The 10,973-nt window shown below is 31.6% G+C and carries 10 protein-coding genes and 2 tRNA genes; 6 read left to right on the top strand and 6 right to left on the bottom strand.

All coding sequences use genetic code 11. The features are described 5' to 3' along the window. Positions 1-176 precede the first annotated feature (176 nt). Positions 177-698: a hypothetical protein gene (locus HXZ69_RS00740; protein WP_125348662.1), complete on the top strand. Its 522-nt coding sequence runs from the start codon at positions 177-179 to the stop codon at positions 696-698. Between the two features lie 201 nt (positions 699-899). Next, positions 900-1,562, top strand: a complete 663-nt coding sequence (locus tag HXZ69_RS00735; protein ID WP_286494706.1) for a porin family protein — start codon at positions 900-902, stop codon at positions 1,560-1,562. 76 nt (positions 1,563-1,638) lie between these two features. Here the strand turns inward: HXZ69_RS00735 and HXZ69_RS00730 are convergent, their stop codons facing one another. Genes HXZ69_RS00730 through HXZ69_RS00720 form a run of 3 tightly spaced genes read right to left on the bottom strand, consistent with a single transcriptional unit; the run spans position 1,639 to position 5,084 of the window. After that, on the bottom strand, positions 1,639-2,850 hold the full coding sequence (locus tag HXZ69_RS00730; RefSeq protein ID WP_286494705.1) for a transporter: 1,212 nt from the start codon (positions 2,848-2,850) through the stop codon (positions 1,639-1,641). Beyond that, positions 2,834-3,475 carry an ATP-binding cassette domain-containing protein gene (locus tag HXZ69_RS00725; protein ID WP_038331905.1) on the bottom strand — a complete coding sequence of 214 codons (642 nt, stop codon included), beginning with the start codon at positions 3,473-3,475 and terminating at the stop codon, positions 2,834-2,836. Before HXZ69_RS00725 ends, HXZ69_RS00730 begins: the two co-directional genes overlap by 17 nt. Next, a complete protein-coding gene (locus HXZ69_RS00720) occupies positions 3,465-5,084 on the bottom strand; it encodes a DUF4836 family protein (protein WP_286494704.1) in 1,620 nt (539 codons plus the stop codon). Before HXZ69_RS00720 ends, HXZ69_RS00725 begins: the two co-directional genes overlap by 11 nt. A 213-nt stretch (positions 5,085-5,297) precedes the next feature. Here HXZ69_RS00720 and ileS point away from each other — a divergent pair, with 213 nt between their 5' ends. The 4 genes from ileS to HXZ69_RS00700 all read left to right on the top strand — a co-directional run bounded on the left by ileS (position 5,298) and on the right by HXZ69_RS00700 (position 10,056). Continuing rightward, positions 5,298-8,705 (top strand): isoleucine--tRNA ligase, encoded by a 3,408-nt coding sequence (gene ileS / locus HXZ69_RS00715; RefSeq protein ID WP_286494703.1) that lies wholly within the window; start codon positions 5,298-5,300, stop codon positions 8,703-8,705. Positions 8,706-8,709: 4 nt separating this feature from the next. Further along, entirely contained in the window at positions 8,710-9,096 is a 387-nt protein-coding gene (locus HXZ69_RS00710) for a TraR/DksA family transcriptional regulator (RefSeq protein WP_038331914.1), read from the top strand. Positions 9,097-9,105: 9 nt separating this feature from the next. Next, a complete protein-coding gene (locus tag HXZ69_RS00705; RefSeq protein ID WP_038331916.1) occupies positions 9,106-9,750 on the top strand; it encodes a lipoprotein signal peptidase in 645 nt (214 codons plus the stop codon). Positions 9,751-9,858: 108 nt separating this feature from the next. Continuing rightward, positions 9,859-10,056, top strand: a complete 198-nt coding sequence (locus tag HXZ69_RS00700) for a hypothetical protein (RefSeq protein ID WP_286494702.1) — start codon at positions 9,859-9,861, stop codon at positions 10,054-10,056. A gap of 112 nt (positions 10,057-10,168) precedes the next feature. Here HXZ69_RS00700 and HXZ69_RS00695 read toward each other — a convergent pair whose 3' ends face one another. From HXZ69_RS00695 to HXZ69_RS00685, 3 genes are all read right to left on the bottom strand, one after another. Continuing rightward, positions 10,169-10,660 carry a hypothetical protein gene (locus HXZ69_RS00695; RefSeq protein WP_286494701.1) on the bottom strand — a complete coding sequence of 164 codons (492 nt, stop codon included), beginning with the start codon at positions 10,658-10,660 and terminating at the stop codon, positions 10,169-10,171. Positions 10,661-10,780: 120 nt separating this feature from the next. Continuing rightward, positions 10,781-10,855: transfer RNA gene (locus tag HXZ69_RS00690), tRNA-Val, on the bottom strand. 43 nt (positions 10,856-10,898) lie between these two features. Further along, a tRNA-Val gene (locus HXZ69_RS00685) sits at positions 10,899-10,973 on the bottom strand.

The following is a 10,973-nucleotide window of genomic DNA, read 5'->3' as shown; positions in this document are numbered from 1 at the left end:
CACAGAAAAGCTCCAAAAATTATTTTGGAGCTTTTTTTGTGAAATAAAGTTCTGAATATTAGGTTATTGTTAATTTTAGTATTTTTTATCATTATTTGGTTTTTAACTTTGGCACATAAATTGAAATTATGCAAATAAGTTTAACAAAATTGTAAATATTTTAAAACATTATAAAAATGAAAAAAGTATTATTAACAGCTGCTTTCGCAGTAGCAGGTATGGTTGGAGTTTCAGCGCAAACAACAGGAGTAGAAGGTACAGTTCACGTAGGTATTCCAGTAGGAGAGACAGCAGATGTATCTTCATTTAATATCGGAGTAGATTTAGCTTATTTACATCCTATTGCAAATAACTTTAAATTAGGTGCTAAAGTAGGTTATGATCATTTTATTGGAAAAGAGTATAAAATTAATAATGTAGTTGTAGCTGAAAAAGATGATGTTGGATTTATTCCATTAGCAGCAACAGCTAAATACGAGTTTGGAAATAATTTATTTGTAGGTGCTGATTTAGGTTATGCTTTCGCTACAACTGACGGTTATGAAGGAGGTTTATTTTGGCAGCCTAAAATTGGCTATTCTGCTTCAACATGGGATTTATATGCAGGGTATAAAGGAATTTCTGCTGGTCCAGAAAATAATAACACTGTAGATTGGAAATATAATGCAGTATCTGTTGGTTTTGCTTATAAATTCTAATAGAAAATAACGTATAATTTATAAAAGCTATATCGAAAGATGTAGCTTTTTTTTATTAATATGCTTTTATGAATGTTAAAATTAAATGATTAATATATTTAATATGAGTTAATTAATATTTGTAGTACTCTTTTTTAACATTATTTGGCACAAGACTTGAAATTATGCATACATCATAATTAGAACTATAAAATTTAAAAGATGAAAAAAAATTTTTTTATTGCTGCTGCAATGTTAGGAGTTGTAAGTTTGAGCGCACAAGAAAAAACAACATCGTCACAATTTGGTATTAAATCAAGTGTAAATATGTCTTCTTTTAACGGAAAAGATGTAAATGATAATGATTATAAAGTAGGTTTTAGCGCAGGTCTTTATGGACATTTTCCACTTACTGATCGTTTTGCTGTTCAACCAGAGGTAAATTTTACAAGAATAGGAGGGAAGTACAAAGACGAAGTAATGGAAGTAGGAAATACAACTGTAAAAAGTAAAAACAAAACGACTTTAGATTATATTCAAGTTCCAATCATGTTCAAATACTATCCTGCTGCATCTCGTTTCAATATTGAGGCTGGTCCACAATTTGGATTTAACATGTATGCGAGCAATAAACAATCTACAAGTACATATGCGAATAATACCGTTTACACAACAGAACAAAAGTTTGATGTAAAAGATGACGTAAAAAACTTTGACTTTGGTGTTAACTTCGGTTTAGGATACAATGTAACAGACAATATCAATGTTGGTGCTAGATATTATATGGGATTAACAAGACTTACAGAAAATACAAACAATGGTACAGCAATTGGTGCTGATGTTAAAAACCATTCATTTTCTTTAGGAGTTGGATATTCATTTTAATCGAGAATATTTAAGTTTAAATAAAAAGGATTCTGAAAAACTCAGAATCCTTTTTATGTTTTTATAAAATTTAGCATTAATCTTTCAACGCAATTTTTTTGATGGAATGTGTCAAAATTATTCTATTAATCATGAATAAAATGATCACGATAATTAATCCAAAACCGATGACTTCCCAAACGTGAGAACTTTCTGTTGCCATAAATTTTCCGACTTTTTCTTTGATGATATTCAAGATGAAATAAACCAATGGAATCGAAATAAGATAACTGATCAACATAAATATAATCGAAAATTTCAGATACGGACGAGCTAGTTGATTGATGTTGTAACCAATCAAAAATAAATCTTTCGTTTTTTGTTTATTCTTTTCAATCATTAATTGAAAATTAATAATCATCAACCAAATTGCTGCAAAAACAATGATTAAACCAATAAATAAAACCAGCGAAAAAGCTAATTTCAGATAATACGTCAATTCATTATTTTTCAATTCATCTTTGTTGATATCATAATTTTGTTGCTCAAAATAAGTCGAAGCATTTTCATCTCCTTGGGATTTCGTTTCGACTACAAGACGAGATGGTTGTGCTGTTTTTTGCGATGCATAGGTTTGATTTGCCCATTCCAAAAAGTTTTCGGGAACTAAAATGGTATTAATTTTTGTGGTAAAATCTACAATTCTCGCTTGATATACTTTCTGATTTTCTCCTTTTCCTAAAACCAACTGAAAAGGAATTTTAGTAAACAAACTTTCAGAAACTTGCGGTAATCCTTGACTTGTTGCAAACCCAAAATTATATAAGTTGAGGTAACTTTTCGGGATAATAATCGGTATAAAATCTTGACCTTCTTGCCATTTCCAATCCGATTGATCAACTTCTATAAAATCTTTTGGTACAGACTCAAAAAATAAATCAGTTGAAAAACCTCGAATTCCAGCAACTCCACCAACTTGTAATTTCACAGGAAATTGACTGCTTTTGAATGTTCCGACTTTTGCTACAAAATTTTGCGATTTCAAATCGTTAATTTCATTTTCACTAAAACTTGGTTTTTCTCCAGTCAACGTTTGTAAAGACGATATTTTTTTGTTTAAGACCACATAATTTGCTTTCCAAACTGAACTATCTTCTCCAAAATTTTTGGCATAATCCAAATAAATTGTTCCAGCCAAAATCAAGATGAAAAATCCGATAATAGAGAAAAAACAAAAGGTTGTAATTCGCAAGAAACTTAGGTTTTTACGAACCAATTTTTCAATTAAATTTTTAGAGTTGAATGACATTTGAAAGGCGTTTATCGTGAATTTCGTGTAAGCTTGTAAAGATGATTCCAGCGTTATTTTTTGCAGCTTCTTTGGTAACTAAATCAGTCAAAAGTTGTTGATTCACTTCATCTAAATGACTAAAAGGTTCGTCCAAAAGTAGAAAATCAAATGGTTGACAAAGTGCGCGAATCACAGCAATTCGTTGACGTTGACCATAAGAAAGATGAATCGCTTTTTGATGTAAATGACTTTTTAAACCAACTTTTTCAATCCATTCAATAATTTGATTTTCGGATTGATGTTGTGTTAATACATTTTTTAATTGGATATTTTCCATCAAAGTTAATTCTTCAAACAAATGCAAACCTTGAAAAACATACGCAATTTTTTCGCGTCTAATTTTTGTCCAATCATTCAAAGAATAATTCTTAATATTTTGTCCATCAAACAAAACTTCTCCGTCATAATCTTTTCTATCACCGTACAAAATATTAATCAACGTCGATTTTCCAACACCAGAATGTGCAACGATTTGATAAATATTTCCGCTTGAAAAAGTGTATGTATTTTTCCAAATTTCAGATTGTTCGAACCCAAATTCTTTCAAAGGATGCGGAACAAGTTGACTGATTTTAATTTCCATTTTGTTGTGCAGCTTGATTGAAAAATAGTGAATAAGCTTGGTCCAAAAGTAAGAAAATCACTTCCAAACTATTTTTATCCGTCTTTTTCATATGTATTTTTCCTGTTTTTGTGTATTCATTCGAAACGCGGTAATCGATGTGATCAAAATAAGATAAAACCGTTTGCATTTCTTTCGTGTTTCCGAACGGAATTTGTTGATAAATATATTTTTGAACTTCTTTTGGATATTGATCAAAATTTAGATTCACGTAACCAAACATTGGATTTGAAGCGTTTGTAGCGTATCCTGTTGTGACAAAATTTGAAGAACTTACCATTTTGTTCAAATATTGATTCATAATCGATTGATTATTTGTGATGTACATCAAATTGTTTTTGTATGTCATATAAATCTTCATATTTGTCGAAATTGGTAACATGTAATAAGGTCCAATTTTCTGAATATTTTCTTGATGAGATTTAATAAATTCGTTGAAGAAAAGATCGTTTTTCATTTTTCCTCCCAAAACAAATTGAGGATAAACAACTTGCTTGATAAAAGCTTCTTTCTTCCCAAAAAAGTCATTTGGATTAAATGCTTTTCCGATCTCAAAATCATATACACTAAACAAAGCTTCGCCTTCAAAACTTTGTTCTAATTTGTTCAAATCAATTTCATATTGTTCTAAAAAAGTAGTCAAGAAATTCTGATTTTCGAACACATAACGCGTGTTGGCAGGATAAATTCCAAGTCCAATGTTCATGTAACTTTGCGCAGGAAAATACTTGAAAAAATCAGTATTGATTTTTGATTTCCACATCGGATGTTTTTGTAATTTAACTTTTGTAATCGCATCTGGATGAAATTTCTGTGTAAAACTAATTCCGTCCGAAGTAAATGAAATAAAATTGACCCAAGAACTTTTTGTGAAATCAAGGTTTTTCTTTTCAGAACTTTCATGTTTCGAGAAGTTTTTCAAGAAATTTCCAGTGTACCAAATGTTGATATCCTGCGAGTTTTTAACAAAATCTCCAAAGCTGTTATTTTCTTTCGCAAGTGAATGTTTGTCGTTGATAATTTTCGCGAAATAATCTTGAATCGCTTTTTCTCCAACACCAAATTCAGAAACAATCAATAAAAATTGAGATTTGTTCCAAGCTATAAACGGTTTATTGAATCCAGAAATTGTTGTAAAACCATCTTTCTTTTCAAACGAAATATCTTTTTTGTATAAACCTTTGTAAATGGTTGATAAATGTTTTTCAAATTGATCTTTGTCACGCATATTTGTAATCAACGCAACCATATTTTTTTCATTAATTTTTTGTCCAAAAATGTAAATAGGGCTGATAATATCTATGCCTGCTGAAGTCGGATTGTTTTTGATATCATTTAATAATTGATCAAAAGTTGGATCTTGATTTTTAAGTTCGCCTTCGGCTAATTGATAAATTTTATATTGTTCTAATTTCTGAAAATTACCTTTTTCTGCAATTGATTTTGGATTTATCAACGCAACAAAATCTACATCTGTAGGAATCAAAACCGTATAATCTTCGTTTTTGGAACAACTTGCAAAAAGCAAAATTAGAAATAGAATTGAGTAATATTTGAAGCCTTTTTTCATCGAAAAAATATCTTTAAAAATTGTTGTTAATTATTTGTTTAATCCTGAATTAAATCTGAAATCATCTGATTTTTATTCAAGAATTGTTAAATCTATAATATTGGTATAAATTTAAGCAATTATTAATATGATTTTCGTTTCTATAACAATAAAAATATGTAAAAATTTCTTATATTCGCACTCCTTGATTTAGAAGAAATAAGAAAGAATTCGATGGCAAAAAAGTTTAGAGAATATAAGCACTTAGACTTGGTACAAGTCTCAAAAGAAACGTTAGAAGAATGGAAACAAAATAATGTTTTCGAAAAAAGTATTTCTACGCGTGATGGAAATCCATCTTTTGTGTTCTATGAAGGTCCTCCTTCTGCAAACGGAAAGCCAGGGATTCACCACGTTTTAGCACGTTCTATCAAAGATATATTTTGTCGTTACCAAACCTTGAAAGGAAAACAAGTTTTTCGTAAAGCGGGTTGGGATACGCATGGTTTACCAGTAGAATTGGGAACTGAGAAAGAATTAGGAATTACCAAAGAAGATATTGGAACTAAAATTTCAATTGAAGAATATAACGAAGCGTGTAAACGTACAGTAATGCGTTACACAGATTTGTGGAATGATTTGACTGAAAAAATGGGTTATTGGGTGGATATGGAAGATCCATATATCACGTATAAACCAAAATATATGGAGTCTGTTTGGTGGTTGTTGAAGCAAATTTATAACAAAGATTTGTTGTACAAAGGTTATACAATTCAACCATATTCTCCTAAAGCTGGTACAGGTTTATCTTCACACGAGTTAAATCAACCAGGAACTTATCAAGATGTTACAGATACAACGATTGTTGCTCAATTTAAAGTAAACAAAGATTCTACAGATTTATTCAATGATTTTGATGGAGATGTGTATTTCTTAGCTTGGACAACAACACCTTGGACGTTGCCATCAAATACAGCGTTAACAGTTGGTCCAGATATCGATTATGTTGTAGTTGAAACATTCAATCAATATACATTCGAGCCAATTCGCGTAATTTTAGGAAAACCATTGGTTGCTAAACAATTCGGTAAACCATATTTCTTAGCAGAAACAGAAGAAGATTTTAAAGTTTATGCGGCAGGAAATAAGACAATTCCTTATAGAATTGTAGGAGAATACAAAGGTGCTGATTTTGTTGGAACTCGTTATGAGCAACTATTACCTTGGGCGTTGCCTTACGAAAATGCAGAGAATGCTTTCCAAGTAATTCCTGGAGATTTCGTAACAACAGAAGATGGTACAGGTATCGTACATACTGCGCCTACTTTTGGTGCGGATGATGCGCGTGTTGCAAAAGAAGCTGGTGTTCCACCAATGTTGGTATTAGATACGCATGGAAATGCTGTTCCTTTAGTAGATTTACAAGGTCGTTTTGTGGCTGATTTACCAGAAGGTTATGGAGGTAAATATGTAAAAAATGAATATTACGATGATGGAACTGCTCCTGAAAAATCGGTTGATGTAGAAATCGCGATTTTATTAAAAGAGCAAAACAAAGCCTTCAAAGTAGAGAAATATAAACACAGTTACCCACATTGTTGGAGAACAGACAAACCTATTTTATATTATCCATTAGATTCTTGGTTTATCAAGGTAACGGATGTGAAAGATCGTATGGTTGAATTGAATAAAGAAATCAATTGGAAGCCTAAAGCGACTGGAGAAGGACGTTTCGGAAACTGGTTAGAAAATGCCAATGATTGGAATTTATCTCGTTCTCGTTATTGGGGAATTCCATTGCCAATATGGAGAACTGAAGAAGGGGATGAAGTTACAGTAATTGGTTCCGTAGAAGAATTAGTTGCTGAAATTGAAAAATCAATTGCGACAGGCGTAATGACTTCTAATCCTTTCCAAAATTTCGAAGTTGGAAATATGACAGAAGAAAACTATGATTTAATCGACTTACACAAAAATGTAGTAGATGAAATTACATTAGTTTCTGAATCAGGAAAACCAATGAAACGCGAAGCGGATTTGATTGACGTTTGGTTTGATTCTGGAGCAATGCCTTATGCGCAAGTTCACTATCCATTCGAAAATAAAGAATTGATTGATAATGGAACAATGTATCCAGCTGATTTTATTGCAGAAGGTGTCGATCAAACACGTGGTTGGTTCTATACATTACACGCAATCGGAACATTAGTTTTTGATTCGAAAGCATATAAAAATGTAATGTCAAACGGATTGGTATTAGACAAAAATGGTCAAAAAATGTCAAAACGTTTGGGGAATGCTGTCGATCCATTCGATACATTGGCAACTTATGGTCCTGATGCAACACGTTGGTACATGATTGCGAATGCGCAACCTTGGGAAAACTTAAAATTTGATATTGCTGGAGTGGACGAAGTTCGTCGTAAATTCTTCGGAACATTATATAATACCTATTCATTCTTCGCATTATACGCGAATGTGGACGGATTTACATTTGAAGAAGAAGAAATTCCTGTAAATGAAAGAGCTGAATTAGATCAATGGATTATTTCTGAATTGAATACATTAACGAAAAAAGTTGATGCATTTTTAACTGATTATGAACCAACAAAAGCAGCTCGTGCAATTCAAGAATTTGTGATTGATAATTTATCAAACTGGCATGTTCGTTTATCAAGAAGACGTTTCTGGAGAGGTGATTATTCGAAAGATAAAATTGCAGCTTACCAAACATTGTACAAAGTTTTAGAAACTGTTTCAATTTTAGGTTCGCCAATCGCACCATTCTTCATGGATCGTTTATACAAAGATTTGAACGCAGCTACAGGTAAAAATGCAGCAGAATCTGTGCATTTAGCAGATTTCCCAGTTGTGGATGAGTCATTGATTAAAGCCGAATTAGAAGAGCAAACACATTTAGCACAAACGGCAACAAGTATGATTTTATCACTTCGTAAATTGAGTGATAATAAAGTGCGTCAACCATTACAAAAAGTAATGATTCCTGTGTTGAATGATACGATGAAAGCTAATTTGGAAGCTGTATCAGAATTATTGAAACAAGAAGTTAACGTTAAAGAAATACAACTTTTAACAAACGAAGAAGCGTCAAATCTTTTAGTGAAATCTATCAAACCTAATTTCAAGACTTTAGGTCCGAAATATGGTAAAGAAATGAAAGCTATTTCGGCTGCTACAGCAGAATTGACGAATGAAGAAATTGTTAAATTAGAGCAATCAGGTAAAATAGATTTGTTAATTGACAACAAAACATTAACTTTAGATTTAGAAGATTTTGAAATCGCTACAAAAGACATCCCAGGATGGACTGTAGCTTCTAATTCTACATTGACAGTAGCACTTGATTTACAATTGACAGAAGAGTTAATTAATGAAGGTGTTGCACGTGAATTGGTAAATAGAATTCAGAATCTACGTAAAGAAACCGGACTAGAAGTAACCGACAAAATTATACTTAACTTAAAAAATGATGAATCAATCGTAAATGCAGTCGAGCAAAACAAAGATTACATTTGTTCTGAGACATTAGCCGAAGATCTTGTTTTACAAGACCTAGTTGCAAATGGGGCAGAGGTTGAAATTAATGGATTGATGACGCAAATTGCGATTACAAAACTGTAAGCGTATGGCAACAACAGATGAAAAAGTAAGGTACTCTGATGCAGAGTTGGAAGAGTTTAGAGCAATAATTCAAGACAAATTAGATCAAGCGATAAAAGATTACGAATTATTGAAAGAAGCTTACACGAACGATAGTAACAATGGTACTGACGATACGTCTCCAACGTTCAAGGCGTTTGAGGAAGGTTCTGAAACCATGTCGAAAGAACAAAATGCACAATTAGCAGCACGCCAAGATAAATTTATCCGTGATTTGAAAAATGCATTGTTACGTATTTCGAACAAAACATACGGTATTTGCCGTGTAACAGGAAAATTAATTAACAAAGATCGTTTGAAATTAGTTCCGCATGCAACATTAAGCATCGAAGCTAAAAATATGCAACGTTAATCAAGTATTTTGAAAAAAGTAGTACTCATTACCATTTTGGTTTTAATCATTGATCAAATTTCAAAATTTTACGTAAAAACACACTTTTTTTTAGGTGAAGACGTAGATGTTTTGGGTTGGTTTAAAATAGCATTTGTAGAAAATCCTGGAATGGCATATGGAATGCATTTCGGAGGAGAAACAGGAAAAATAGTTTTATCACTTTTACGAATTGCTTTAATCGGAATGATTATCTACTATATTAATGCATGGTCGAAAAAACTAAATAATAACTTCTTTATCATTCCGATTGCGCTTGTTTTGGCAGGTGCAATAGGGAATGTACTTGATGGAATTTTTTATGGCGTTATTTTCGATAAAGGAACTACTTACAATGAAATGTTTCAGGATTGGGTAGGATATCAAGGTGTCGCACAAGCAAACTTTGCTGGTTATTCTGGTTGGTTTACAGGCTGTGTCGTAGATATGCTTTATTTCCCAATTGTGGAGTTCGATTGGCCTTCTTGGATTCCAATTATAGGCGGACAACATTATAAGTTCTTTCAGCCTGTATTTAATATCGCAGATTCGGCTATTTTTATTGGAGGACTTACTTTGTTTCTTTTCCGTAAAAAAGCATTTACAACCGAAAATGGTGTAAGATTAAGATTTTAAAAAGATAATCCCTCAGTTCAAGCGCTGAGGGATTTTTTATTATATTTATTTGTACAAGAATTGATTTTGATGAATAGTTGGTTTAATCTTTTGACTGAAAGTTGTGACATGAATGATTTATCTAAATATGTTGCAATCTATCATGTCAAAAGCTGTTCTTATGACGAGAGTTTTATAAATAAAAGTATTTCTTTAGACGATATAATTTCAATCGTTAATAAAGGTTCTATTGATATTCAAAATGATATTTTAGAAATATTCGTAGCAATAAAGCAAAATAATACGAATGATTTAATCGTAATATAATCCTTTTGGTCTACAAAACAATCTTTAATATTAATGAAGAAATGAAAAATCAACTATTAATCAATTCAGAACAAGTTAAATGAAGGAAGTTTGTTATCGGAGTTTTTTATAGTTACAAAGAAGGCGGAGCGTAATATTCGTATTTATCATCTTTTGTAAAGATTAATTTAGAGTTAAGATCTTGTAACTGTATAATTTTTCCACTCTTTTTTATAATTTTAAACTTTACAACTTCATTCGTTTTCCGATTTTTCAGTTCTAGAATATTATTTTTTATTTCAACGTCATAATTATTAGCCTGCATTAATATTGTTCTAGAGATAATATCACCATTTTTAATGGATACTACTTTTGATTTATATTCAGTTTCTTCTGGGTAACTATTTATTCTCATAAAAGCTGAGTAATCATTGACTTGTAAAACTATTTCATAAGGGGATTCAGCAGGTAATAACGTGTCTTTTTCTAGTTTCCAAATAAAGTATTCGTTGTCAAAAGTTGGCTCGTATAATTTAGCTTTTGGAGGAGCTGGTAAAGGTGGAACTTTCTTTATTTTAGGTGGAGGTAAAGTTGTTTTCTTTTTTGTTGGGAGAAAGTGAAACATGAAAGTAAAAGAAATAATGGTAATACTAGTTTTGTAATTTTCATAAGAATTGATTTATATAAAATTACAAAAAATAATAAATAAAAAACTCCTTTCAATTTCTTGAAAGAAGTTCTGTTGTGGTCCCTACTGGATTCGAACCAGTGACCCCCTGCTTGTAAGGCAGGTGCTCTGAACCAACTGAGCTAAGAGACCTTATTTAGAATTTTTATTTAAAAGACTTTCTATTGTCTTTATGTGGTCCCTACTGGATTCGAACCAGTGACCCCCTGCTTGTAAGGCAGGTGCTCTGAACCAACTGAGCTAAGAGACC

It is taken from the genome of Empedobacter sp. R132-2, assembly GCF_030324375.1.
Classification (GTDB): domain Bacteria; phylum Bacteroidota; class Bacteroidia; order Flavobacteriales; family Weeksellaceae; genus Empedobacter; species Empedobacter falsenii_B.
Note: the sequence above shows the minus strand (reverse complement) of the source record. Positions and strands in the feature narration are given on the sequence as shown.

Bases quoted from the DNA above. Each gene is read 5' to 3' on its own strand.
- HXZ69_RS00740 (WP_125348662.1), top strand. From the start codon at position 177: ATGAAAAAAGTATTATTAACAGCTGCTTTCGCAGTAGCAGGTATGGTT.
- HXZ69_RS00700 (WP_286494702.1), top strand. From the start codon at position 9,859: ATGAATGATTTATCTAAATATGTTGCAATCTATCATGTCAAAAGCTGT.
- HXZ69_RS00720 (WP_286494704.1), bottom strand. From the start codon at position 5,084: ATGAAAAAAGGCTTCAAATATTACTCAATTCTATTTCTAATTTTGCTT.
- HXZ69_RS00725 (WP_038331905.1), bottom strand. From the start codon at position 3,475: ATGGAAATTAAAATCAGTCAACTTGTTCCGCATCCTTTGAAAGAATTT.
- HXZ69_RS00710 (WP_038331914.1), top strand. From the start codon at position 8,710: ATGGCAACAACAGATGAAAAAGTAAGGTACTCTGATGCAGAGTTGGAA.
- HXZ69_RS00735 (WP_286494706.1), top strand. From the start codon at position 900: ATGAAAAAAAATTTTTTTATTGCTGCTGCAATGTTAGGAGTTGTAAGT.
- HXZ69_RS00730 (WP_286494705.1), bottom strand. From the start codon at position 2,850: ATGTCATTCAACTCTAAAAATTTAATTGAAAAATTGGTTCGTAAAAAC.
- ileS (WP_286494703.1), top strand. From the start codon at position 5,298: ATGGCAAAAAAGTTTAGAGAATATAAGCACTTAGACTTGGTACAAGTC.
- HXZ69_RS00695 (WP_286494701.1), bottom strand. From the start codon at position 10,660: ATGTTTCACTTTCTCCCAACAAAAAAGAAAACAACTTTACCTCCACCT.